The organism is Colwellia psychrerythraea 34H (assembly GCF_000012325.1).
In the GTDB taxonomy this organism is placed as follows: Bacteria; Pseudomonadota; Gammaproteobacteria; order Enterobacterales; family Alteromonadaceae; genus Colwellia; species Colwellia psychrerythraea_A.
Map to the genome: position 1 here is coordinate 4,787,964 of NC_003910.7, position 24,882 is coordinate 4,812,845.

General features: G+C 38.5%; 23 protein-coding genes. 13 read left to right on the top strand and 10 right to left on the bottom strand.

Features of this window, described 5'->3' with window-relative positions:
- Nucleotides 1-86 precede the first annotated feature (86 nt).
- The gene (gene mlaE, locus CPS_RS20325; protein ID WP_011045264.1) at nucleotides 87-863 is read right to left on the bottom strand and encodes a lipid asymmetry maintenance ABC transporter permease subunit MlaE; all 777 of its coding nucleotides are present in this window, start codon (nucleotides 861-863) and stop codon (nucleotides 87-89) included.
- 26 nt (nucleotides 864-889) lie between these two features.
- Nucleotides 890-1,720 carry a phospholipid ABC transporter ATP-binding protein MlaF gene (mlaF, locus tag CPS_RS20330; RefSeq protein WP_041737153.1) on the bottom strand — a complete coding sequence of 277 codons (831 nt, stop codon included), beginning with the start codon at nucleotides 1,718-1,720 and terminating at the stop codon, nucleotides 890-892.
- 266 nt (nucleotides 1,721-1,986) lie between these two features.
- On the opposite strand from mlaF, the gene CPS_RS20335 reads away from it, so the two are divergent.
- The 12 genes from CPS_RS20335 to mgtE all read left to right on the top strand — a co-directional run bounded on the left by CPS_RS20335 (nucleotide 1,987) and on the right by mgtE (nucleotide 12,195).
- Nucleotides 1,987-2,967 (top strand): calcium/sodium antiporter, encoded by a 981-nt coding sequence (locus CPS_RS20335; protein WP_011045266.1) that lies wholly within the window; start codon nucleotides 1,987-1,989, stop codon nucleotides 2,965-2,967.
- A gap of 25 nt (nucleotides 2,968-2,992) precedes the next feature.
- Nucleotides 2,993-3,958: a KpsF/GutQ family sugar-phosphate isomerase gene (locus tag CPS_RS20340; protein ID WP_011045267.1), complete on the top strand. Its 966-nt coding sequence runs from the start codon at nucleotides 2,993-2,995 to the stop codon at nucleotides 3,956-3,958.
- On the top strand, nucleotides 3,958-4,503 hold the full coding sequence (gene kdsC, locus CPS_RS20345) for a 3-deoxy-manno-octulosonate-8-phosphatase KdsC (protein WP_011045268.1): 546 nt from the start codon (nucleotides 3,958-3,960) through the stop codon (nucleotides 4,501-4,503). The genes CPS_RS20340 and kdsC overlap by 1 nt, the downstream gene beginning before the upstream one ends.
- Nucleotides 4,500-5,069, top strand: a complete 570-nt coding sequence (gene lptC, locus CPS_RS20350; protein ID WP_011045269.1) for an LPS export ABC transporter periplasmic protein LptC — start codon at nucleotides 4,500-4,502, stop codon at nucleotides 5,067-5,069. Before kdsC ends, lptC begins: the two co-directional genes overlap by 4 nt.
- Nucleotides 5,056-5,664 (top strand): lipopolysaccharide transport periplasmic protein LptA, encoded by a 609-nt coding sequence (gene lptA, locus CPS_RS20355; RefSeq protein WP_232769269.1) that lies wholly within the window; start codon nucleotides 5,056-5,058, stop codon nucleotides 5,662-5,664. Before lptC ends, lptA begins: the two co-directional genes overlap by 14 nt.
- A gap of 4 nt (nucleotides 5,665-5,668) precedes the next feature.
- The gene (gene lptB, locus CPS_RS20360; RefSeq protein ID WP_011045271.1) at nucleotides 5,669-6,409 is read left to right on the top strand and encodes an LPS export ABC transporter ATP-binding protein; all 741 of its coding nucleotides are present in this window, start codon (nucleotides 5,669-5,671) and stop codon (nucleotides 6,407-6,409) included.
- Nucleotides 6,410-6,516: 107 nt separating this feature from the next.
- Complete coding sequence (locus CPS_RS20365) at nucleotides 6,517-8,034, top strand: RNA polymerase factor sigma-54 (protein ID WP_011045272.1); 1,518 nt, start codon at nucleotides 6,517-6,519, stop codon at nucleotides 8,032-8,034.
- 26 nt (nucleotides 8,035-8,060) lie between these two features.
- The gene (gene hpf / locus CPS_RS20370; RefSeq protein WP_011045273.1) at nucleotides 8,061-8,348 is read left to right on the top strand and encodes a ribosome hibernation promoting factor; all 288 of its coding nucleotides are present in this window, start codon (nucleotides 8,061-8,063) and stop codon (nucleotides 8,346-8,348) included.
- 108 nt (nucleotides 8,349-8,456) lie between these two features.
- A complete protein-coding gene (gene ptsN / locus CPS_RS20375; RefSeq protein WP_011045274.1) occupies nucleotides 8,457-8,909 on the top strand; it encodes a PTS IIA-like nitrogen regulatory protein PtsN in 453 nt (150 codons plus the stop codon).
- A gap of 300 nt (nucleotides 8,910-9,209) precedes the next feature.
- A complete protein-coding gene (gene rapZ / locus CPS_RS20380; protein ID WP_011045275.1) occupies nucleotides 9,210-10,064 on the top strand; it encodes an RNase adapter RapZ in 855 nt (284 codons plus the stop codon).
- Nucleotides 10,065-10,079: 15 nt separating this feature from the next.
- A complete protein-coding gene (locus tag CPS_RS20385; RefSeq protein WP_011045276.1) occupies nucleotides 10,080-10,355 on the top strand; it encodes an HPr family phosphocarrier protein in 276 nt (91 codons plus the stop codon).
- A 481-nt stretch (nucleotides 10,356-10,836) separates the two neighbouring features.
- A complete protein-coding gene (gene mgtE, locus CPS_RS20390) occupies nucleotides 10,837-12,195 on the top strand; it encodes a magnesium transporter (RefSeq protein WP_011045278.1) in 1,359 nt (452 codons plus the stop codon).
- A 154-nt stretch (nucleotides 12,196-12,349) separates the two neighbouring features.
- Here mgtE and pmbA read toward each other — a convergent pair whose 3' ends face one another.
- On the bottom strand, nucleotides 12,350-13,711 hold the full coding sequence (gene pmbA, locus CPS_RS20395) for a metalloprotease PmbA (protein ID WP_011045280.1): 1,362 nt from the start codon (nucleotides 13,709-13,711) through the stop codon (nucleotides 12,350-12,352).
- A 242-nt stretch (nucleotides 13,712-13,953) separates the two neighbouring features.
- Here pmbA and yjgA point away from each other — a divergent pair, with 242 nt between their 5' ends.
- Nucleotides 13,954-14,478 (top strand): ribosome biogenesis factor YjgA, encoded by a 525-nt coding sequence (yjgA, locus tag CPS_RS20400; RefSeq protein ID WP_011045281.1) that lies wholly within the window; start codon nucleotides 13,954-13,956, stop codon nucleotides 14,476-14,478.
- Between the two features lie 66 nt (nucleotides 14,479-14,544).
- On the opposite strand, the gene tldD is transcribed toward yjgA, so the two are convergent.
- From tldD to mreC, 7 genes are all read right to left on the bottom strand, one after another.
- Nucleotides 14,545-15,990: a metalloprotease TldD gene (gene tldD, locus CPS_RS20405; protein WP_011045282.1), complete on the bottom strand. Its 1,446-nt coding sequence runs from the start codon at nucleotides 15,988-15,990 to the stop codon at nucleotides 14,545-14,547.
- 50 nt (nucleotides 15,991-16,040) lie between these two features.
- Nucleotides 16,041-16,862, bottom strand: a complete 822-nt coding sequence (locus tag CPS_RS20410; protein ID WP_011045283.1) for a carbon-nitrogen hydrolase family protein — start codon at nucleotides 16,860-16,862, stop codon at nucleotides 16,041-16,043.
- Complete coding sequence (locus CPS_RS20415) at nucleotides 16,855-20,826, bottom strand: YhdP family protein (protein ID WP_011045284.1); 3,972 nt, start codon at nucleotides 20,824-20,826, stop codon at nucleotides 16,855-16,857. Before CPS_RS20415 ends, CPS_RS20410 begins: the two co-directional genes overlap by 8 nt.
- A 370-nt stretch (nucleotides 20,827-21,196) precedes the next feature.
- Nucleotides 21,197-22,654, bottom strand: coding sequence for a ribonuclease G (gene rng, locus CPS_RS20420; RefSeq protein ID WP_011045285.1), 1,458 nt, complete (start codon nucleotides 22,652-22,654; stop codon nucleotides 21,197-21,199).
- A gap of 44 nt (nucleotides 22,655-22,698) precedes the next feature.
- Nucleotides 22,699-23,337 carry a Maf family protein gene (locus CPS_RS20425; RefSeq protein ID WP_011045286.1) on the bottom strand — a complete coding sequence of 213 codons (639 nt, stop codon included), beginning with the start codon at nucleotides 23,335-23,337 and terminating at the stop codon, nucleotides 22,699-22,701.
- A 38-nt stretch (nucleotides 23,338-23,375) separates the two neighbouring features.
- Nucleotides 23,376-23,855, bottom strand: a complete 480-nt coding sequence (gene mreD, locus CPS_RS20430; protein WP_011045287.1) for a rod shape-determining protein MreD — start codon at nucleotides 23,853-23,855, stop codon at nucleotides 23,376-23,378.
- Complete coding sequence (gene mreC / locus CPS_RS20435; RefSeq protein ID WP_011045288.1) at nucleotides 23,855-24,730, bottom strand: rod shape-determining protein MreC; 876 nt, start codon at nucleotides 24,728-24,730, stop codon at nucleotides 23,855-23,857. Before mreC ends, mreD begins: the two co-directional genes overlap by 1 nt.
- Between the last annotated feature and the right edge of the window lie 152 nt (nucleotides 24,731-24,882).

The window sequence follows — 24,882 nt, forward strand, 5'->3', positions numbered from 1 at the left end:
TCTTTCACCAACGCCTTGTAATAAAAAATTCACTAATAAAATTCTAACGAGATAACAATGTTCAGTAATTGCTTTATGAGCCTAAATTACTTGACGAACATTAATGCCGTTAAAATGAAATCCAAAAATAACACCAGTAATGATGATTGCACCACAGTTGAAGTAGTCGCTCGACTAATACCTTCAGAGGTAGGTTCACAATCATAGCCTTTGTATACGGCTATCCACATCACAACAAAAGCAAAAACAATACTTTTAATAATACCGTTGAGAATATCTTTTTGGAAGTCGACTTGATCTTGCATTACTGACCAAAAAGTACCGCCATCAACACCTAACCAATCCACACCAACAACATGAGCGCCAAGTATTCCTACCATAGAAAAAATAGCAGCTAACAGGGGTAAGCTAATAAATCCAGCCCAAAAACGCGGGGCAATTACTCGTCTTAATGGATCAATCGCCATCATCTCTAGACTTGATAATTGCTCAGTCGCTTTCATCAAACCAATTTCAGCGGTAAGTGCCGATCCTGCACGACCCGCAAATAACAGAGCGGCAACCACAGGGCCAAGCTCTCGTAATAACGACAGTGCAACCATAGGACCTAAACTTGCTTCCGCGCCATAACCCACAAGAATAGTATAGCCTTGTAAAGCCAAGACCATACCAATAAACGTACCTGACACCACGATAATCAACAAAGACAATACACCAACACTGTATAGCTGTTGCATCAGTAAAGGCGTGCCCTTGCGAATATTGGGTACATGCATTAACGCAGAGATCAACAAAATTACTGCGCGGCCTAGACCACTTATCATATTGAGCGTTTGTTTACCTAAAAACTGTATCTGCTGCACTATTTTCCGCCTTGAAACTGATTCATTTAATTAACTCTTTTTGACGATATTTTAATGAGTTCATCACTATAAGCTGGTGCTTCATAATGAAAAGGCACCGCGCCATCAGCTTCACCTTGAATAAACTGTTGTACTAGAGCAGAGCTATCTTGGCGTATTTGATCAGGTGTACCGTGGCCAATAATTTTCTTTTCAGCAACAATATAAATATAATCTGCGATGCTCATAACTTCAGGAACATCATGTGAAACCACTATAGAGGTTAACCCCAGCGCATCATTTAATGAACGTATTAACCGGACAATGACTCCCATAGAAATAGGGTCTTGGCCAGCAAAAGGTTCATCGTATAAAATGAGTTCAGGATCTAATGCAATAGCTCTTGCTAGTGCTACCCTACGGGCCATTCCTCCAGAAAGCTCACTGGGTTGTAAGTGCCTTGCACCTCGTAAACCAACAGCTTCAAGTTTCATCAAAACAATTTTTTCAATGATGGCTTCAGATAATTGGGTATGTTCTCTTATGGGGAAGGCGATATTATCGTAAACACTCATTTCAGTGAATAACGCACCACTTTGAAAGAGCATGCTCATATCTTTACGGACTTCATATAAGTCAGCGCGCGATAACAAAGGGATATTTCTGCCTGCAAAAAATATATTGCCACTTTCAGGCTTTATTTGGCCACCAATCAAGCGAAGTAATGTCGTTTTACCAATACCACTCGGCCCCATAATAGCGGTAACTTTGCCTTTAGGAATAGACAAACTGATATCGTCATAAATCACCCGTTCACCTCGTTTAAAGGTCAGGTTTTCAATTTCAACCAAATTTTCTTCAAGTGCGGGATTTGTCATGGTTCAACGTCACTGTTGTTTATTGTCTGAATTTACAATAGGAATTCTTTTAATAGAGGTGATTTTACCTGAGCGGTAACAATTCTTCATTAGAAATAAACAAATAACAGCGCAATAAGTGTAAAAATCAGAGGTTAAATTGTAAGAAAGTGATCGTTTTTGCTCAAAAGTAAGACAAAAGAATATTATTTTCCTTCAGTTGACATTATTTACTTCTTTTTTGCTCAACAACCAGCGACAATTTACCCTTAACTTTGGAGCCATTAATGCTAGAACAAATATTTATATTACTCATTGCCCTTGTTGTTTTAGTTTGGAGTGCCGATAAATTCGTTTTTGGCGCTTCATCATTAGCAAGAAACTTAGGTATTTCACCAATGATAATTGGTTTAACTATCGTTGCTATGGGTTCTTCAGCACCAGAAATGATGGTGGCTGCAACGGCATCAATGCAAGGTAACCCAGATACAGCCATTGGCAATGCTATTGGTTCAAACATTACCAATATTGCCTTGGTACTTGGTATTACCGCTTTACTACAGCCGTTAACCGTTTCATCACAAACAATAAAGCGTGAAATCCCCCTTATATTAGCCGTTACCGCCTTAGGGTATTGGTTACTTTTTGATAATCACTTTAGTTTCATTGAAGGTATTATCTTGATATCTGGCTTTGCCATCTACATTATTACACTCCTTGTCATCACATTGAAGAAAACAAGGGGTAAACCCAGTGATGATCCGTTGATTATTGAAGCAGAACAAGATGTTGCCGCTGCCGTTAGTATGAAGTTATCTTTAATTTGGCTGGGTGTTGGAATCATTTTATTACCATTGAGCGCGAGCTTTTTGGTTGATTCTTCTGTATATATTGCTAAAGCTTATGGTATTAGTGACTTAGTTATAGGTTTAACTATTATAGCGATAGGTACCAGTTTACCTGAGCTCGCCGCAAGCATTATGAGCATCATTAAAAAAGAAGATGATTTAGCATTAGGCAATATAATAGGCTCTAACATTTTTAATATTTTAGCTGTTCTCCCAATAGCCGGTCTAATAGCTCCTGGTAATATTGACGCTTTAGCTGCCAGTAGAGATGCGCCTTATATGTTAGGTATTACTTTGCTGCTATTTATCTTATGTTTTAGTCGCCGCTTAGGTGCATTTAGAATTACTCGTGCCAAGGGTGCATTATTACTGTTAAGCTTTATCGCTTACCAAGTATTACTTTTTAGTCAATTGTCATAATAAAGGTTGCTGTTAATTAATCATTATGAAAAATTTCAAAGAATTAGCAAAAAACGTTATTGAGATTGAACAGCAAGCTATCGCTGAACTAGTACAGTTTATTGATGATAACTTTGAACTTGCCTGTCAACTCATGTTTCATTGCAAAGGACGAGTAATCGTCATTGGCATGGGGAAATCAGGTCATATTGGTGGTAAAATAGCGGCTACGCTTGCTAGTACTGGCACACCATCATTTTTTGTTCACCCTGGAGAAGCTAGTCATGGCGATCTAGGCATGGTCACCAGCAATGATGTGGTTTTAACCATTTCTAATTCGGGTGAAACTAGTGAAGTACTTGCTATAATTCCGGTTATAAAGCGCATCGGTGCTAAATTAATTTCAATGACTGGCAACACTGAATCTACCTTAGCTAAATTAGCCGATACCCATGTTTGCATTAAAGTATCGGCTGAAGCTTGTCCTCTTGGTTTAACGCCAACATCAAGTACCACGGCAACCCTAGTAATGGGTGATGCATTAGCCGTTGCTTTACTCAACGCGCGTGATTTTACCGCAGAGGATTTCGCTTTATCTCACCCTGGTGGCAGTTTAGGCAAACGTCTATTACTGCGCCTAAGCGACATTATGCATAAAGACGATCGCGTACCTATGATTTCGGAAAATGCTCTTATCAAAGACGCCTTAGTTGAAATGTCCTTAAAAGGCCTGGGCATGACTGCTATAGTTAATGAACAACAACAACTAGTCGGTTTATTTACTGATGGTGATCTTCGCAGGGTATTAGACAATAGGATAGATATCCACAGTGAAAGTATTAACACAGTAATGACCCATAACCCTAGTGTAGCGCAGAGTGATATGCTTGCCGCACAGGCGCTAAAAATAATGGAAGATAAAAAAATAAACGGCCTTATCATTGTCGATAGCAACAATATACCTGTAGGTGCAATGAATATGCATGACTTCTTAAGTTCCGGAGTACTTTAATGAATACCCTATATGGCAATGTAGAACACAACGTTTTAGCTAAAGCGCAACAAATAAAGTTACTGGTATGTGATGTCGATGGTGTATTTTCTGATGGCAGAATTTATTTAGGCAATGATGGTGAAGAGCTAAAAGCTTTTCATACAAAAGATGGTTTTGGCATTAAGGCCTTAGGTGCTAGTGGCGTTGATGTTGCGATTATTACGGGAAGAACTTCAGCTATCGTTGAGTATCGTATGAAAGCATTAAATGTTGCACATATTATTCAAGGCCAAGAAGATAAGTTACCTGCATTAATTGATTTAATTGAACAATTAAACATTACTATTGAAGAGGTAGCGTACATTGGTGATGATGTACCTGATTTACCTTGTATTGAAGCCGTTGGCTTAGGCATTAGTGTTTCCGATGGACATCCTTTAGTTCTTCGTTCTGCCAATTATACCACTTTTACTCGTGGTGGATTTGGCGCGGTAAGAGAGACATGTGATTTGATCATGCAAAGCCAAAATAGCTTAGACAAAGCATCAGGCGCCAGTATATGAATCGATTAAATAGCCTAGCGCTATTTGTCTTACTGCTTAGTGCGCTAATTTATGGCATTATTGAATGGCGTAGTGCATCAATAGAACAAGATACTTTAATTGTTGATGAGCAACGTCCGGATTTTATTGCTGAGCAGCTAGAAAGTAAAATCTATAGTGACTTAGGGCAACTCTCCCACACTATTGAAGCAGAAAGAATGGAGCATTACTCTGATTTGGAAGTCAGTTACTTTGAATTGCCGAATTACACATTATATCCGCAAAAAGAAGGCCAGCCATGGAAGGTCAGTGCGCAAGAAGCGACACTTTACAAAGACAACCGTGTAGAGCTAAAGAATCAAGTACATATTAAAGCGACAGAAATTGACGGCTTAATAAAAGAGATTCACTGCAAAACAATAGCATTAGATTTAAAAACCAATATCATTAGTTCAGAGCAATCAGTTGTTGTGGTGGGAAGAGATTTCACCATGTACGGCTCAGGATTAATTATCGATTTAAACACAAAAAAAATGACCTTAATCCAGCATGAACGTACTATTTATAAAAAACATGATGAAAGTTAATTTAATTAAAAAAACAGTTTCAGTTTTAGCCGTAGCCTCAAGTTTACTCTTTGTCAGTAACGCTTTGGCGGCAATAAAAGATTTGGAACAGGAAATAATTATAGTCGCTGAAAGTCAAGATGCCGATCTAAAAAATAAAATTATCAGTTATTTAGATAATGTTATTATTCGTCAAGGCTCTATTTCTATTACCGCCGATGTAGTTAAAGTCTTTAGTCAAGTTAATAAGAAGAATGATGAAAAAAATGAAACTTATTTGGCAAAAGGCAAACCTGCTATATTCGAGCAACAACTAGAAGATGGTAGCTTAATTACCTTGCAGGCAGATGAAATAACCTATAGCCCTAACTCGAATACAATCATTATTTCAGGTAATGCCCTAGTCAAGCAAGCTGGAAGTGAAGTCAGTGGTAATGAAATAACTTATAATACTGTCAGTGAAAAACTACAAGCACGGAGCGCTAATAATCAGCCTGTTACTACTATTTTACAACCAACGGTACTCAAGAAACAGAAAGAGACTTACGAAAAATCTAAAGAAGAAAAACCAACTGACAAGGTAGTAGAAAAAGAAGGCGACAGTAGTGACAACTAACACAGTGAAAACAACACCTGTAAATACACTGATTGCCGATGGTTTATCGAAGTCTTATAAAAGTAGACAAGTCGTTAAGAATGTTAGTTTGCAAGTTGACGCAGGACAAATAGTTGGCTTATTAGGCCCCAATGGCGCCGGAAAAACCACATCCTTTTATATGATTGTTGGCTTAGTCCCCAATGACAATGGCTCGATCAAACTCAACGGTCAAGACCTTACCCTTGCTCCTATGCATGAAAGAGCCCGAAGCGGTATTGGCTATTTACCTCAAGAAGCCTCAATTTTTAGAAAGCTAACTGTTTCTGATAATATTATGGCGATATTACAAACACGTAAAGAGCTTAGTGAAACCCAGCGCGCTGAGAAACTTGAAAATTTATTAGAAGAGTTTCACATTTGTCATATCAAAGACAATACCGGCATGAGCTTATCCGGTGGCGAAAGACGAAGAGTTGAAATTGCCCGAGCACTCGCTGCAGATCCTCAATTTATTTTATTAGATGAGCCCTTTGCTGGTGTTGACCCAATTTCGGTTGGCGACATTAAAAAAATCATCTTACACTTAAAGCAGCGAGGCATAGGTATCTTGATAACAGACCATAATGTGAGAGAAACATTAGACGTTTGTGAGCATGCTTATATAGTTAGTCATGGTGAAATTATTGCGCAAGGTAATGCAGATCAAATTCTTGCTAATCAAAAAGTCAGAGATGTATACCTTGGCGAACAATTCACGCTATAGTAAAGCGATAGGCTAGTATATTTAGCCAGAATACTTAATAGAATAGTAGTTACCCATTGTAATAGCGTAACTACTAAGAATAATAAATAGGAAATCATATAACCTAGATGCGCCCTACACTACAGCTCCGTATTGGACAACACTTAACAATGACTCCACAATTGCAACAAGCTATTAAGCTGTTGCAATTGTCTACGTTAGAGTTACAACAAGAAATTCAAGAAGTTTTAGAGAGCAATCCATTACTTGAACTTGATGAAAAAGCTCAAAGTGATAATTCAAGTGAACAAAATAATCTTGAAGAAGCCTTTTCATCCAATACTAATGAAGAAAAAACGGATCAACCTGCGGGCGATGGTAGTGAAGAACAGCAGGCCAGTATTGACGAAATCAGTACTACTGAGGCGATGGAAAAAAGTGATATACCAGAAGAACTAAATATAGATACTACTTGGGAAGAAAGCTACAGTGCTGGGGTATCAAATACTGGCGCAGTAAGTAGCCCTGCTGATGACTACACCTATCAGGGTGAAACCACTGATTCCATTCAAGATCATTTATTATGGCAAATGGAATTAACCCCTTTCAGCGATACTGATAAAACCATCGCAATTGCTATTATAGAAGCAGTCGATGACGCCGGTTATTTAACTGTATCACCAGAAGATATCTTAGAGAGTGTTGGCACTGAAGGGCTCGAGCTTGATGAAGTAGAAGCCGTATTAAAACGTATTAATATGTTTGATCCTATTGGTGTCGCAGCTCGCTCCATTCCTGATTGCTTACTTATTCAATTAAATCAATTTAGTGCTGATACCCCTTACCTGAAAGAAAGTAAATTAATAATCAACGACCATATCGATCTACTTGGTAATCGAGACTATCGCCAGTTAATGCGTAAAACCAAATTAAAAGAAGATCAGCTACGTGAAGTAATGCGTTTAATTCAAAGCTTGAACCCTCGTCCGGGTGATGCGGTAATTAAAGGCGATGACCAGTATGTTATTCCAGATGTTTCTGTTGAGAAAAAAAATGGCCGTTGGGTCGTTGAATTAAATTCTGATACTGCACCTAAATTGTCGATTAATAAACAGTATGCGGCAATGTCTAAAACAATGAAGTCGTCAACTGATGATGGACAATTTATTAGATCCAACTTACAAGAAGCTAAATGGTTTATTAAGAGTTTAGAATCTCGCAATGACACACTACTTAAAGTGTCCAATTGTATTGTTCAACGCCAGCAAGGTTTTTTAGAACATGGTGCTGAAGCCATGAGACCTATGGTACTAAACGATATAGCTGAAGCTGTTGATATGCACGAATCCACCATCTCACGTGTTACAACACAAAAGTATATGCACACGCCAAGAGGCATCTTTGAACTCAAGTACTTCTTCTCTAGTCATGTCAGTACAGAGAATGGTGGTGAATGTTCATCTACAGCAATTCGTTCTTTGATTAAAAAACTTATCTTAGCGGAAACACCTGCTAAACCGTTAAGTGATAGTAAAATGGCTAACTTATTAGCTGAGCAGGGAATAAAAGTGGCACGACGTACAATTGCTAAATATCGAGAATCATTAGCGATACCACCGTCAAATCAACGTAAGAGTTTACTTTAGAAGACTACAATAAAAGGATCATGTTTATGCAAATTAATCTTTCTGGACACCATGTTGAAGTAACTAGTTCATTGCGCGAATATGTCGATACAAAATTCTCAAAATTAGAACGACATTTTGATCACATTAATAATGTCCATGTTGTACTTACCGTAGAAAAGCTTAATCAAAAAGCTGAAGCTAATGTTCATATGAATGGCAGTGAAGTATTTGCTTCTGCAGTCAACACCGATATGTATGCCTCTATTGATACCTTAGTTGATAAACTTGATAGGCAGATTCTTAAGTATAAAGCTAAGGTTTCTCATCATTAAGTTGAGTTAGCCCGAAAGACCGCTTTAAAGTAATTAAAGCCTATTAAAGCAGGCGTCCTGAGCTAAATGATTTAGCGTAAGTGGCGCCTTAAAACCATTAACACGATTATGCAATTATCCGAAATATTAACAACAAGCTGTACTAGTTGTGATGTAGCAGTAACCAGTAAAAAACGTATTCTAGAAAGAATTTGTCAACTCGCTGCGATTCAAATAACTGATATAGAGCAAGATGAACTATTAGATAGTTTACTCAATAGAGAAAAAATGGGTAGCACTGGTATAGGTAACGGTATTGCGATCCCACATGGTCGATTGCCCAATACAAGTAAAGCTGTTGCGGTGTTAATAACAACAGAAAAGGCAATCGATTTTGATGCCATAGATAATAGAGACGTAGATATTTTTGTTGCCTTATTTGTGCCCGAAAATAGCTGCCAAGAACATTTAGATACGCTACAAAATATTGCTAAACTATTTAGTGATAAAAAGATGATCAAGCAAGTTCGAAAATGCAATGATAATCAGGCACTCTATAACTTAATTCAACAAGCAAGCTAGCAATAGATATACCCAAGCCACTTGAAGCTGTGTGTTTCAGGACCGCTGAGCGATTTATGATCAAGGCGCCTCATTTTATTAAGGATTATTCCCTTAAAAAAGGAGGCAACGACGAGCATAAGCCGCTCAGGGGCCCCATAGGGCTGGTTTAGAAACGCTTTATGCTACGTTATTGATTTCGACAATAGAATAACTATTCTCTTCAATCAATGCCTTGCCTAAAGGCGTTTCTAATTCCAGCTGAAACCTGCATCTTCATGTGGCTTGGGTATAAGTTGCCGCGCATTCGGAATAGTATAAATGAAATTAATCATTGTTAGTGGTCGCTCAGGCTCAGGTAAATCGGTTGCACTAAGAGTTTTAGAAGATCTTGGTTATTATTGTGTAGACAACATCCCTATTAATCTTCTGCCGGCATTAACCCATACTGTTATCAATGACTATGAAAACGTTGCGGTAAGTCTCGATGTTCGAAACTTACCGAAAGACCCAGAAGATATCCCAGAAATTATTGCTTATTTACCTAAAGCAGTAGACGTTAACACGTTATTTTTAGATGCCGATGATAATGACTTAATCAGACGCTTTAGTGAAACACGCCGTTTGCATCCCCTTATTAAAGAGAATATGGCACTTGATCAAGCAATTGCTTTAGAAAAATCATTACTCGAGCCTATATCTACTAATGCCGATCTATATATAAATACCAGTCAACTTAGCCCTCATCAATTGGCTGATTTAGTCAGAGAGCGGATTTTAGGTAAAAAAACAGGCTCTATGGTATTAGTATTTGAATCGTTTGGTTTTAAACACGGTATTCCTGTTGATGCTGATTATGTATTTGACGCTAGATTCTTACCTAATCCATTTTGGGAAAAATCACTCAAAGGTCAAACAGGCGTCGATCAAGAAGTAAAAGACTTTCTTGCCAGCCAAGCTATTGTTACTAAATTTATTTGGCAAATTAACAGTTTTATGATGACTTGGTTACCACATCTAGAACGAAATAATCGTAGCTATGTGACTATAGCCATTGGTTGTACTGGTGGTAAGCATAGATCTGTTTATATCGCTGAGATGTTAGCTAAGAATTTCCGTAAAGAGCGTGATGATATACAAACGCATCATAGAGATATTGATATTAAATCCACCTAATAAGTGAGCACAACAGTGAATGTTATCTCTCAACAAGTGACCATTTGTAATAAATTGGGTTTACACGCTCGTGCCGCAACTAAATTAGCGCAATTAAGCCAAAAGTTTGCCGCGAAAATCACCCTAGAATTAGCCGGTAAAGAAGCCGACGCTGGTAGTATTATGGCGCTAATGTTACTAGCAGGCGGTCAAGGAAAAATGGTAAATATCACCGCACAAGGCAAAGACGCACAGTTGGCACTCGCTGAAATATGCCAACTTATTTCTGATAAGTTCGACGAAGCTGAATAAAAAAACCTATATAAAAGCTCCCCTTATAAGATAAAAAAGCTGATAAAACCACTAAGTTACGATAAACTTAAGCCGACTTTCAGCTGTTTTCCAAAGAAAGCTGTTATTCTTTTCAACAATAATAAAACCAAGTGGACCAATTTATTGCCCACTTAGCGAGAATGAAAAGGCTTAGAGGTAAGGCATTAATTGAAGAGAATGGTAATTTCCTTGTCAATATAAATAACGATGCATGTAAGCCTTTGCCTTTATTAGGTACTCGCCCTTTGGGAACTCATTAGCAAACTGATATCATCATAAAATTAATGAAATATAGAATAACTATATTTAAATAATTTCACTTGTTCTAAGCTCGCTAATGTAGTTCTAAGTTGTACAATTAATTAGTCCAATAGGTATGACCCTCCGTTTCGCAACGTTCTCAGCGATACACTCTTTAGAGGGTTTTCTGTGCACTATACATTACAGAAGCAGAGTCGCTATGCCAGAAATATCAGAACAAGAGTATAACCAACAAAGATTACAACAAGTCAACGAAGCACTTGGCAGTGGTATGTTCGTCTACGTGCGAAAACTATTACAGCACATGCCTGCTTATGATTTAGCCCTTATTTTAGAGTCTTCTACTGCTAAAAGCCGCCCAGTGTTATGGCAGCTTATTGATCCTGACTTTCACGGTGAAGTACTTGAAGAGCTTAATGAAGAAGTTCGTAAAGGTATTCTTAAAAGCATGCGACCTGAAAAGCTCGCTGCTGTTGCCGAAGGCATGGATATTGATGATTTAGCTGAAGTTTTCCGTACCCTACCAGACAGTATTTATAATGAAGTACTGAACTCGATGGACTCGCAAGACCGTAGTCGTGTCGAAACAGCATTATCTTACGAGGAAGACACTGCTGGTGGTATGATGAATACCGATACTATCACCTTACGTCCGGACGTAACGGTTGATGTGGTATTACGGTACTTACGCCTTAAGGGTGACCTTCCTGACGCAACCGACTCTTTCTATGTTGTTGATCGTAACAATAAATTTATTGGCGCAGTATCACTAGCAGCAATCGTAACAGCTAAAGCAGAGGCCATTGTCTCTAGTTTGATTAATGCTGAAGTTGAAGCGGTGCAAGCTGAGTTGGGCGAGCAAGATGTTGCGCAACTTTTTGAACGTCATGATTGGTTTTCTGCACCCGTTGTTGATGACGCAGGCCACTTACTAGGTCGTATTACCATTGATGATGTCATCGATATCATTCGTGAAAATGCAGAACACTCCATGATGAGTATGGCTGGTTTAGATGATGAGGCAGATACCTTTGCTCCCGTCATTAAAAGTACTAAACAGCGTTCATTATGGCTTGGTGTTAACCTGATTACCGCATTAATGGCGGTTGCTGTTACCAGTATGTTTGAGGGTGTTTTTCAACAACTAGCCATTTTGGCGGTATTAAATTCTTTAGTTCCGAGCATGGGCGGTGTTGCTGGTAATCAAACCTTAACGCTTGTTATTCGTGGTATGGCGCTAGGTCATGTCGGTGACAGTAACGCTCGCGCACTGCTCAGTAAAGAAGTCGCTATTGGTTTTTTAAATGGTATTATTTGGGCGACGTTAATTGCGACTGTAGTAGCGATTTGGAAGCAGGATCTAATGCTTGGCGGCGTGATTGCATTCGCTATGCTGATGAACATGACTGCAGCCGGGCTTGCTGGTGTAAGTATTCCGTTGTTATTAAAACGCCTCAATATAGACCCTGCGCTTGCAGGCAGCGTTATTATCACCACGGTAACTGATGTTGTAGGTATTTTCGCATTTTTAGGAACCGCTACGCTCTTACTAACCTAGTTCTGTTTACCTAGTGCATTACCAAATAGAAACACCTAATTTTATCTTTAAAAAAGCGTTATCAATAGCAAAATTGATAACGCTTTTTTATGAATCACTTTACTAGTAACTAAACTAAGAATAATAGTAATAGTAATAGTAATAACTTTAGTTTTTAATGTCCGGCAACTTGCAACTCATCAATTAAAATAGAGCCAGTACGGATACTGCCACGCATATCCACATCAGAGCCAACAGCGACAATCCCCTTAAACATCTGAGCTAAATTACCAGCGATGGTAATTTCACTTACTGGGTAGGCTATTTCACCATTTTCTACCCAAAATCCTGACGCGCCACGTGAGTAATCGCCATTAACAACATTTACTCCTTGCCCCATTAACTCAGTAACCAATAAACCTGTGCCTAAGGTTTTTAACATGGCGTCAAAACTGCCATCATGTCCTTGGGCATCTACCAACCAGTTATGAATGCCGCCAGCATGGCCCGTTGTCGTTAATCCTAGCTTGCGAGCCGAGTAACTGGTTAACAAGTAAGTTTGCAATGCTCCTTGGCTAATAATCTCACGATCTTGCGTTAATACACCTTCACTATCAAATGCACTACTCGCCAACGCCTTGGCAATATGCGGTCTTTCACTAATATTCAAAAATTTAGGAAAAACATCTTTACCAATCTCATCAAGTAAGAAAGATGATTTACGATATAGATTTCCACCACTAATAGCTGCGATAAAATGTCCCCAAATAGTATTCGCAATATCAGATCTAAAGAGTACTGGTACTTTACCTGTTGGGATTGTTTGAGGCTTTAAACGTGACAAAACTTCTTGGGAGGCCTGTAGACCAACATTTTTAGCGCTTTCTAACAAAGAGAATTCACGATTAACCGTGTATGCATAGTCACGTTCCATGTCATCACCATCACTGGCAATCATCACACAACTTAAGCTATGACGGGTACTTGGGTAACCCACTAACTGTCCATGACTATTTCCATAGACCTTAAAACCAGCAAAGGTATCAAAGCTAGCACCATCTGAATTACTCACTCGTGGATCAACGGCTAAGGCGCTTTCCTCACATTCTTTGGCGAGTTCGATTGCTTCTTCAGTGCTAATTTCATGAGGGTGATATAAATCTAAATCAATTGGCTGCATTGCCAGAAGCGACTTATCTGCTAGACCTGAACAATCATCTACCGAGGTATATTTAGCAATGTTTACTGCTGCGGTAACTGTTTTAAGTAATGCTTGCTCTGACAAATCCGCTGTAGAAGCGCTGCCTTTACGGCCTTCACGGTAAACAGTGATACCTAAACCACCGTCGTTGGTAAATTCAACATTTTCCACTTCACCCATGCGTGTACTGACACTTAAGCCTTGTTGACGGCTCATAGCAACTTCAGCACCGTCTGCGCCAAGTGATTTAGCGAGTTCAAGTACGGTGGCAACACGTTCTTTCACTTCACTAAGTTGTTTAGTTATTGGATCATGCGATTTAGAGGCTAAGGTCATATTGGTTTCTACTTTCTCTTTTCTTTTTAAGGAGTAATAAGGCTTCAATAGCTACCTAGAATGTAGGGGCTGTTGAACACTTAAGATTATTTTTATTGTTTCTGCTTAGTTCACACGGCTCGTCGTGATTAAAGTACTCTCACTCGAACAAGGTTTGACCGCAAAAGATCAACAGCCTCAATTAATTTAGTGATATAATAAGGGTAATTATAATTTATTTTAACATGGTATTAGACATTATTATGCCCCAGTCAGCCAACGATATCGACGAATCTTCAGAAGAAATGGAAGAAGAGTTAAAAAGTAAAAGCGAAGTAAAGCGTGAAATGCATAAATTACAAGATTTTGCACAGAGCTTAATAGAAATGTCTAAGCATCAACGAAGTCGCTTACCTTTAAGTGAAGACATAAAAGATGCGATGATTTTAGCTGATAAGATCAGCAATAAACATGAAGCTTTACGTCGTCATATTCGTCACACCGCTAGAATACTTTTGGAAACCGACCTAGAGCCCATTCATCATGCTATTGAGGTTATGGCTAATAAACATCAACAAGAAACGGCAAAGTTTGTTCGTTTAGAAGCGATTAGAGATGAATTAATTGATCAGGGAAATGACGCTGTTGAAGCTTTGATTACTGAATTTCCACAAATCGAACGCCAAAAAATTAAGCAGTTGATTCGCCATGCAGCAAAAGAGAAAAAAGCGGAGAAATTAGGTAAGCATTATAAAAATCTTTTCACTTACCTAAAAGAAAATGCTTAAATAAAACAGTGAATATCAGCAAGTATTTTGGATATTAATACTTGCTGATGTATTCAAATTAACTCATTACTGCGTACCACCGATAGTCATCTCATCAACTTTTAACGTAGGTTGACCAACACCTACAGGTATACTTTGACCATCTTTACCACAAACACCAACACCCGCATCAAGTTTTAAATCATTACCGACCATACTGATCCGTTTCATTGCCTCAGGTCCATTACCTATTAGCGTAGCGCCTTTAACTGGTGACGTTATTTTACCATCCTCAATTAAGTAGGCTTCTGAACTGGTAAAAACAAACTTCCCTGAAGTAATATCTACCTGTCCACCAGCAAAGTTTGGAGCATAAATACCTTTTTTAACCGACTTAATAATATCTTCAGGACTAGACTCCCCTGCTAACATATACGTATTAGTCATTCGTGGCATAGGTAAGTGCGCATACGATTCACGTCGACCGTTACCTGTTGGTTTCACGCCCATTAAGCCAGCATTATGCTTATCTTGCATGTAGCCTTTTAATATGCCCTTTTCGATCAACACATTATATTGTCCAGGCGTTCCTTCGTCATCAATAGATATTGAACCGCGACGATTGGCTAATGTACCATCATCAACAATGGTACAAAGCTCAGAAGTCACTTGTTGACCAACTTTACCTGAGAACGCTGAAGAGCCTTTACGGTTAAAGTCACCTTCTAAACCATGCCCTACTGCTTCATGTAGTAACACACCAGGCCAACCTGCGCCTAATACCACAGGAAAAGTACCAGCAGGTGCTTCAATGGCGACTAAGTTAACTAATGCTTGTCTAACAGATTCTTCAGCATAAGCAAGGTAACGTGGTTTGTTATCTCCCGCTTCAACTTCAAAAAAGTAACTGTAATCTGTACGAGCACCACCACCAGCACTTGCGCGCTCACGCTTGCCGTTTTCTTCAACCAATACTGAACAATTTAAGCGAACTAATGGACGAATATCTGTACCAAAAGTGCCATCACTTGCACTCACTAAAATAGTTTCATAGACACCTGATATACTGGCAATAACCTGCTTAACACGGCTATCAACTTGGCGCGCATGTGCTTCAACTTGATGCAATAAATCAATTTTTTGCTCTTGCGTTAAACTGCCAAGTGGTTCAACAGATTGATAAACTTCAATAGGTGATTGACGGCTAAACGCTTTAACACTTGCACCAGTACCGCTATCTGCAATACCTTTTGCCGCATCTGCCGCTTTTTGAAGTGCTTCAGGGGTAATATCATCTGAATAAGCAAAGCCTGTTTTTTCGCCTGAAATGGCTCTTACGCCAACACCACGTTCAATGTTATATGAACCTTCTTTGACAATACCATCTTCTAAAACCCAGGTTTCATGCTGACTCGCTTGAAAATAAAAATCAGCATAATCGACTTGTCGTCCCATCATACTGTTTAGGGTTTTTGACAACATTTCTTCATCAATATGACTATCACTTAATAAGGATTTTTCAACTATATTCATTAGGTCTTAGCTCTACTTCTATGTTCTTTAATTATAATCAAATTGCTGCTTTATTTATTCAGCGGCGAGTTCAAAGGCATGCTTTGACGTATGCGTGTTAATTCTTCGGAGTGATAGTCGATTGAAATATAACCTTCACCCGTTTCAATACTTTGTTCAATTTCGCCCCAAGGGTTAATGATCATTGAATGCCCCCAAGTTTCGCGACCATTTTCATGAACGCCTTCTTGCCCTGCTGCTACAATATAAACTTGATTTTCAATAGCCCTTGCTTGCAATAATGTTTGCCAATGTGCTTTGCCCGTTACTCTTGTAAAGGCACTAGGTACGGTAATAATGTCAGCGCCCGCAATCGATAGTTGCTGAAACAAATTGGGAAACCGCAAATCGAAGCAAACTGATAGCCCAATATTAGCGAATTCGGTATTAACCATGCTTATTTCTTTACCCGCTTGAGTATAGCGAGATTCACAATAGCTCTTGGTGCTATCGCTGACATTAACATCGAATAAATGAATTTTATCGTATTGCCCTATCAACTCTCCCTCGGGATTGAAAACACAACTGCTATTAGTAAATTTAGTTGAAGATGTCGATAAAATAGGGATAGTGCCAGCAACTAAGTAAACTTTAAATTTTTTGGCAAGCTCTCCAAGCGCTAAGCAAAGGTCATTGCCTGTGGCTGATGCTATTGCCAAATCCAATTGTTCACTGTCTTTACTACCAAAATACAAGCAACACTCAGGCAGTACGACTAAATGCTGAACGTCCTCTTGGCTAGCAGTAATTTTAGATAGCAACTCAGCTATCTTAGCAAGGTTCGTTTCGACGTTAGCTGCTGATGATAACTGTATTGCACTCAATTTAACCATCGGTTGCTTTATCCTTTTTAGATGTAGAGGGTGTTTCTATAATTGACTCATCTTGTTTAGCATCTTCGGTCGGTACTGCGCCCTCGATACTAATATTTTTACTTTTACGATCAACTTCTTTGAAGTCAGGATTATCGACCGTGCCCGTTAGCTCAAACTTAAATTCAGAGACTACTTGAGACCTAACAACTTGATCGATAGCTACCCCAGCAAGAAAAGTTACTGGATTCAAAGAGGTAGCGATCCAAGCTAACACTGGTAAGCTTGAAGTTAGGTTAGGTTTATAAGACATTTCGTAATCAAGCTCACCGGTGACCAAGTTGGTATTACCTGTCATAAACAAGTTACCTGCGGTGCCATTCATTTTAGTATTATCGGTAGTTAACAATCCCTGATCTAATTGATAGTTTCCTTTGATATTACTATAAAACATACCATCACTAAAAATATCACGAAAATCGAGTGTTAACTTACGTACCAAAGATTGTAAGCTCAACACTGAGAAAATACGTGCTGAGTCACTTACATCCGCTAAATAGCCATCATCTAGTCGTCCATTAACCGTGCCGTTTAAGTGGCTAAGCATAAAATCATGCAAACCTCCTTCCCAGTTTAGGTTTACATCAATTTTTGCGCCACTGTCTTTAATAATTGATTCATAACCTGCTGCTTTTAATTCTGCTTCTACATCATCCACCGACAGATTACCAACTAAGGTAGTTATTGATGCTTGTTCATTATGAAGCCAACTGCCGTCTAGATTTAATGATGTTTTATTTCGTTTTGCAGTAAAGTTTTTAAATTCAATCGTCTGTTGATCAATACGTTTAATGTTTACATCAACCTCCCCTAAATTCACTAAACCAATGACACAACGATCACAATGAAATTTTAACGGTGGGATTTCAGCAAAAATAATATCATTTTCTGCTCTATCTGGTTGTTGGTTTATTACTGCAACAGTTGCCTCTATATCGGTGTTTTCTTGCTCCTGAGGAAAAGTTAAAAACTCAGCATTAATATCCAAACCTTGCACTAACCAATCAGGATAAATCTTTATTTGGCTACGCGTTTCTTTAGCATTGAGTTGTAATAACCACCATTGCGGTTTATCTAATAAATTAAAAGAAACATTGTTAAGCTCCTGCCCCAAGAGACTCAACTGACCAATAGATCCTCTAATCCTTTTGGGCTTAGCTAAAAAAGGAATTGAGTTTACTTGCTCTACACTCTTTAAGTTGTCTTGCTCGGCATCAGTTGATGGTTGATTAATGCTATCAAGAATATTACTAATTAATGGCTGCCATTTCGAAAAATCCACTTGAGCTAATTTGGTGGTGATATGAAAACCATCTCCAGGTAAAGCCATAGAGCCTTCACCTAACATTAAATTGGCACGGGTAAACGCAACATTTTGGTGTTCAAGCACTCCAGAAAAATGCATTTTGTCACCGTAATTTAATACAACATTAGACTGTTCTTTATCGCCATTAATTTTTACAGATAGAGCATTTTCTTGATTCGCGTCACGCTGATAAGGTGCTGGTAATAAAAGTCGGGTTTCGTTTAATTCAGTGTCAAAGTTTGCTGAGTAAGAAAAACCTCCCTGATGATGTTGATGTAGCGATAATGAACCTTGCCACGGCAGCTCACCTTGCGTATATCGACGTAATTTTTCAGGGACAAAGGACAGCCACGTAGACTCTTGCCATAACGCAGCTAAGTTAATATCAGTATCATAGTAATCAGCTTTATCCATACCAGATATATCAAGGGTAATGGGTAATCCTTGCCACATCAGTTGTAAGTCTTTAGTGCTAATTTTATCGTTACTAAAAATGAACTGTCCTTGTACTTCAGTAAAGTCCATCTGAGGTGCTTGCAAGCCAACTTTGTTATTATCAAAGTTAATAAGGCCCCTTGCCAATGCTTGTTCATTATTATTAAGTGGTAGGTTTAGGTGAAACTCGCCAGTGACCTCACCGCTAATTTGCAACTGTTCTAACGCACTACCAACACTATCTTTAAATGGGCTTTGATTTATCAAATCACCAATATAACGCGTTTGAGTTGGCTTTATTTCAGCATCTACTGTTAAAATTTGACCATTTGCTAAATCAGCAATACCTGCACGAACCCCTTTTACGTCAAGGCCAGTTAGCTCTCCACCCCGCCCTGTTATTAACATAGAATTGTTAGTAAAATTTAAATTGGCAACAAAGTCAGTTATCGCAGGCCAGTTATCTACAAATTTAAACTCTGATTTACTCAACTCGGCATCAACGACAAAAATACCGCTGCCATCGGTGAACGGAAAACGACTAATAGGTCCATTAATCAATACTTGCGCATCTTCAACCCGACCTGAAACAACAGCCGCATTTAAGTAATTAACTAAATTTTCACTCATGATTGGTAAAGGTAAGTAACGCCCCACTAATCCAGCATTACCATTGGATACATTAGCTAACAACGCTAACCTAACTTCGCCATCAATCGGTGCTTCAACGTTAACTTGCGCTGATAAATTAATTTCTTTTGACAGAAAATCTAATTCTTCAACGGTTAATGTCCAACCTTTATCATCAAATACAGCATTTAGTTGCCCTGAAAGTTTTTGATAAGGAAAAGCTTGAACAAACAATTTATCAAAATCTAGCCTACCTTGCTCTGCATCAAAATCTACTGATAAATAATTATCGGCATAACTGAGGTTGCCAGAGACATTTTCTAGACCAGGAATACCGTGACTATAGCTATTATTAAACCCAGAAAAGTTTGTCGCTATTTGCAGTGTGTTATTTTGATTACGAATATAAAGATCTTCAATTTTTCCCGTTAAGGTCATCTCAGATAGTAAATTTCGGGTTTCTTGTTTTTCAACAATCAAAGGTGTTAGTTGGGCCAGCATAGCAACATCAATTTCAGATAGATGTAATGAAAAATCATTTGCTTGTTTCGCTAACATAACAGTAAATTGTTGCGGTGGCGTATCATTAAATCGCAATGCTAACGGTGTACTGTAGAGTATCAAGCTTCGATCGGCTTTACCTTTGACGAGTAATAATTGCCCTTGCTCTAATGTTAACGTTTGTTTTTTATTCTCAAACTGCCAATGCATGCTGCTATCTGAAAAATCAATTTTTAAACGGTCAATATCACTGTTATTAATGTGTAACCAAGCAGAGAAATTAATATCCGTTTTGGTTTTGTCGTCTTCGAGCACTAAAACATCATCTAACCAAGGCGTTATATCAATCTGGTTTGCTTGTAAGTACACTTTTCCAGTAAGTGCACTGCCTTTATTACCTTGTAGGTCTAATTTCAAGTGCAAGTTGTTTGAACTCAAGCCGTTGAGCACCACACTGCCCTCCGCTTGATGGCGCTCACCTGTGTTTAACCAACGTAGCTGGTTTAATCTTATACTGCGTGTAATTGACTCATTACGCACCGTGACTTGACTATCACGTATAGAGAATCGCTTGATACGGTTTAAAAAAAGGTCACTAATAACTTCAATATCATCAGCTTCATCATCTTTTTTCACTGTACCTGAGCTATCTTTATCTTCTTTACCTATCCATAATTTTTCCGAGACATTGACTATTGCACCAGAAAGAAGAAGATTTTTTGAAATTAAATTTTGTTCTGTGAGTGTTCTCCAAAAATCAACTTGCATTTCAAGTTGCTCGATAAATACAGAGGCTCTTTCTGTCTCAAGCACTTGAACATCACCAATAATCAGGATGGGTCCAGACCGTTGCCAGGTCATACTTAATGTACCAATAACAATATTGGTTTGAGATATTTCGTTTAAGTAATTTTGTAAGGGAAGTTTATAATTATGGACATAAGGTAAAAACAAACGAAAAGCACTAATTATTACCGCTAACAACACTAACAAAATAGCAATTGTTTTATAAAGGCGGTTTAGCCAACGGTTCGAAGTACTTACAATGCTCATTAAAACTTAGCGTGTCCTATATTTGTTATGATGTATACCCAAGCAACTTGAAGCTGCGTGTTTCAGGACCACTGAGCGATTGATGATCAAGGCGCCTTCTTTTATTAAGGGTTATTCCCTTAAAAAAGGAGGCAACGAAGAGCATAAACTGCTCAGGGTCCCTATAGGGCTGGTTTAGAAACACTTTATGCTACGTTATTGATTTCGACAATAGAATAACTATTCTCTTCAATCAATTCCTTCCCTAAAGGCGTTTCTAATTCCAGCTGAAACCTGCATCTTCATGTAGCTTGGGTATATACCCGTTATCAATCAAGATGCAGGTTTCAGAGTGCACTCTGAATGGCAGCGGGTATATTGCATAGGGCCATTACATCATAACAACATCAAATTGTTCTTGATTATACATGGGTTCGGCTTGTACTTTAATCAACTTCCCAATAAAAACTTCAACTTCAGCTAAGTTATGATATTCATCATTAACCAGCGAATTACTCACTGCAGTTGACGCATAAACGGTGAACTTATCGGCATCATGAGCACGATTTACACGTACAATTTCTCTGAGTACTTCAAAACAAACTGTTTCTACTGTTTTTAGATGACCACGACCTGTACAAAGTGGGCATTCACCACATAATACGTGCTCTAAGCTTTCACGTGTTCTTTGTCGTGTCATTTCAACTAAACCAAGCGCTGAAAAACCATGAAGACTATATTTAACCTTGTCTTTGCTCATTGCCATATCTAGGCTATGCAATACGCGACGTTTATGATCGTCATTATGCATATCAATAAAATCGACAATAATAATACCACCAAGGTTTCTCAACCTTAGTTGCCTCGCGATAACTTGTGTCGCTTCAATATTGGTACTAAATATGGTATCAGCTAAGTTACGATGCCCAACAAAAGCACCGGTATTTATATCAATAGTAGTCATCGCTTCGGTTTGATCAATAATTAAATAACCACCCGATTTAAGTTCAATTTTGCGATGTAGAGCTCGCTGAATTTCTCGTTCAACAGAGAACAGATCAAAAATAGGTAACTCACCTGGATAATATTCTAATAAAGGTGTCAACTCAGGTACAAATTCTTCAGTAAAAACGGTTAATTCTTGAAAAGTCAGATTAGAGTCAATACGAATACGCTCAAGATTAATACCGACAAAATCCCTTAACACTCGAAAGGATAAAGAGAGATCTTGATAAAGAGGTAAATTAGTTTGCTTACGCTGTTTGCGCGCTAACACCTTATGCCATACTCGACGTAAAAATTCAGCATCATGTTGGAGGTCTAACTCATCAGCACCTTCACCCGCAGTACGAACTATAAATCCTTGTTGCTCATCGCAATAAGGGGTAACGATATCTTTTAAACGATCTCGCTCATTAGGATTTTCAATACGTAAGGATATGCCCGCATGTTGGGAGTTAGGCATTAATACCAGGTAACGTGACGCAATTGTGATATCTGTTGTTAAACGCGCTCCTTTTGAGCCAAGCGGATCTTTAACCACTTGTACCATGATGTGTTGACCTTCGTGTACTAAAGATCGAATGTCAGGTACTTGATCAGTTTCTTCTTTTAAGATGAGTTTGCTATTAATATCTGAAGCATGTAGAAATGCTGCTTTATCAAGATTAATATCGACAAAGGCTGCTTGCATGCCTGGTAAAACACGAATGACTTTACCTAAATAGATATTACCAACAATGCCACGTTTTGCTTGTCGCTCTATATGCACTTCTTGCAGTGAGCCATTTTCGATCAAAGCAACACGTGTCTCGCTAGGTGTAACGTTGATTAATAATTCAGCACTCATAAATATCCTTTAGTTCAAACAATAGTTCAAAAATCAGTTGAAAATTATTTCGTATGAATACTGCCAACAAAACCAGCGTTAGCCAGTAATTGGGCGGTTTCATATAGTGGTAAACCAACGACAGCGGAATAACTACCATTAATGGTTTTAACAAATTGTCCTGCGATGCCCTGAATGCCGTAACTTCCCGCCTTATCTTGGGGCTCGCCGGTCAACCAGTAAGCTGAAATTTCAGCCTTCGTTAATGTTTTAAAAGTGACTTCAGTGGTAATAACTTGCCCCTTGACACCCGCATGACTCACAAGCGCAATAGCTGTTAATACTTGATGCTGGTTACCTGATAATAGCGACAAAGTGTCAATGCAGTTTTCTTCATTATCTGGTTTTCCTAGTATTTCACCATTAAATACCACACTGGTATCTGAACCTAAGACATAACTATATACTCGTTCGGCTTCCGGTAATAAATCTAGAACATGTTGAGCTTTCTGTTTTGCTAAGCGTAGTACATAGTCATACGCTGTTTCAGCTTTTTCTACTGTTTCATCGATATCACTTGCCTGAACAGAAAATTGATAGCCCAATTGCGCTAATAACTCTCTTCGTCTAGGTGATTGCGAGGCTAATATCAGCTTTTGACTCGTACTGGTGGAATTAACTATTTCGTTGGTCATAAAAATCATTCAATACTGTTATAGTTAGCCCTTGAGAAAGTGTGGAGTTATTCAATGCGGAAATGACGGCGGACACGGCGTAATAATAAAAACACCCATGGCCAAAGTACAATCGTAGTTATCACTGGGTATAAATAATTAGGTAAGAATACAACATCACTTAAGAAGCGTTGCAACCAAAAAACAACAAGGTGGTATTGCGCAGAGAGTACGCCAATAATGAGTGCTTGTTGCCAAACGGAGAAATTTCTAATTTTTTGAAAATTAACTACAACAATATAAACAGATAAAGCCATCGCACAAGCATGAACACCCAGCACAGAGCCAAGTAAAACATCAAGGATAAAGCCCATTACCCACGCGGTAAAAATATTTATTTTATTAGGTAATGCTAAGCACCAGTAAACCAATACAATAAGCACCCAATCTGGGCGAAAAGCATCTACGCTCAATGGCATAGGGGTAATACTTGCCATCAAAGCAATTAATAGGGTAAGGAAAATAATAAAACCATTATTGCTAAACATTATGATTTTCCTACCGTTGCTTTCTTAGTGGTTAATGGGGACGCAGGCTTAACGGCTTCATCCTTCGAAAGTAGAAGCATATAACGCAATCGATCAATTTGAGCGACAGGCTCACTATAAATAGTCGCAAATTCTCGTGACTCGTCGGCACGCACAAAAACAACACGGGAAACAGGATAACCTTCAGGATACTTACCACCTAAGCCTGAAGTAACTAATAAATCACCTTCTTTCACGTCAGCGCTATGTGGAACAAAGTTATGAATAAGTCGATCAATTTGACCACTGCCCGAAGCTATGAGCCTTAAGCCATTTCGTTGAATACGTACAGGAATAGCATGAGATATATCGCTGATCAAGATCACACGAGAACTGCTTACACCCACATGTAATATTTGCCCAACAATACCTTTTTCATCAAGTACTGGCTGACCTTCGTAGACACCATCATTGGCGCCGCGATTAATCACTACTTGGTGAGAATAAGGGTCACTATCAACGGATAATATTTCGGCAAACATTTTTTTTATTTCACCACGAACGGGTGAAGAAAGTAATGAGCGTAATCGTTCATTTTCTTGACGCACAATACTTAACTGCATCACTTGCTCATGGAAGAATAGCTCATTTTCTCGAAAATTTTTATTTTCTTCCATGAGCTGCTGACGAATAACTATATTTTCTGAAGCCCAAGTCATCATTTGCTTGGGTGCATTAGCCATATATTGCAGCGGGCTAACTAGGGATTGTAAATAACCACGTGCGGTTTCAAAACTCGCCATTTTATGGTCGAAAAAAATCAAGGCCACCGAACAGCAAAGCACCAAGATAAGTCGGTGCGCTGGGGATGTGCCTTGATTAAAAATTGGGTTCATATAAGTTACAAGCTTGAGCGATAAGGTTTTGATGCTATAAAGAGAACATAGTTCAACGATATAGCAACATAACTTTCAATCAATAATTTATTCAAAGCCATTTAGTTCAAGTACAAGGAAAAAGCACGGAGTTGACGTTAGTCAATGAGTAC

Bases quoted from the DNA above. Each gene is read 5' to 3' on its own strand.
- mlaF (WP_041737153.1), bottom strand. From the start codon at position 1,720: ATGACAAATCCCGCACTTGAAGAAAATTTGGTTGAAATTGAAAACCTG.
- CPS_RS20335 (WP_011045266.1), top strand. From the start codon at position 1,987: ATGCTAGAACAAATATTTATATTACTCATTGCCCTTGTTGTTTTAGTT.
- CPS_RS20340 (WP_011045267.1), top strand. From the start codon at position 2,993: ATGAAAAATTTCAAAGAATTAGCAAAAAACGTTATTGAGATTGAACAG.
- kdsC (WP_011045268.1), top strand. From the start codon at position 3,958: ATGAATACCCTATATGGCAATGTAGAACACAACGTTTTAGCTAAAGCG.
- lptC (WP_011045269.1), top strand. From the start codon at position 4,500: ATGAATCGATTAAATAGCCTAGCGCTATTTGTCTTACTGCTTAGTGCG.
- lptA (WP_232769269.1), top strand. From the start codon at position 5,056: ATGATGAAAGTTAATTTAATTAAAAAAACAGTTTCAGTTTTAGCCGTA.
- CPS_RS20365 (WP_011045272.1), top strand. From the start codon at position 6,517: ATGCGCCCTACACTACAGCTCCGTATTGGACAACACTTAACAATGACT.
- hpf (WP_011045273.1), top strand. From the start codon at position 8,061: ATGCAAATTAATCTTTCTGGACACCATGTTGAAGTAACTAGTTCATTG.
- ptsN (WP_011045274.1), top strand. From the start codon at position 8,457: ATGCAATTATCCGAAATATTAACAACAAGCTGTACTAGTTGTGATGTA.
- rapZ (WP_011045275.1), top strand. From the start codon at position 9,210: ATGAAATTAATCATTGTTAGTGGTCGCTCAGGCTCAGGTAAATCGGTT.
- mgtE (WP_011045278.1), top strand. From the start codon at position 10,837: ATGCCAGAAATATCAGAACAAGAGTATAACCAACAAAGATTACAACAA.
- pmbA (WP_011045280.1), bottom strand. From the start codon at position 13,711: ATGACCTTAGCCTCTAAATCGCATGATCCAATAACTAAACAACTTAGT.
- yjgA (WP_011045281.1), top strand. From the start codon at position 13,954: ATGCCCCAGTCAGCCAACGATATCGACGAATCTTCAGAAGAAATGGAA.
- tldD (WP_011045282.1), bottom strand. From the start codon at position 15,990: ATGAATATAGTTGAAAAATCCTTATTAAGTGATAGTCATATTGATGAA.
- CPS_RS20410 (WP_011045283.1), bottom strand. From the start codon at position 16,862: ATGGTTAAATTGAGTGCAATACAGTTATCATCAGCAGCTAACGTCGAA.
- CPS_RS20415 (WP_011045284.1), bottom strand. From the start codon at position 20,826: ATGAGCATTGTAAGTACTTCGAACCGTTGGCTAAACCGCCTTTATAAA.
- rng (WP_011045285.1), bottom strand. From the start codon at position 22,654: ATGAGTGCTGAATTATTAATCAACGTTACACCTAGCGAGACACGTGTT.
- CPS_RS20425 (WP_011045286.1), bottom strand. From the start codon at position 23,337: ATGATTTTTATGACCAACGAAATAGTTAATTCCACCAGTACGAGTCAA.
- mreD (WP_011045287.1), bottom strand. From the start codon at position 23,855: ATGTTTAGCAATAATGGTTTTATTATTTTCCTTACCCTATTAATTGCT.
- mreC (WP_011045288.1), bottom strand. From the start codon at position 24,730: ATGAACCCAATTTTTAATCAAGGCACATCCCCAGCGCACCGACTTATC.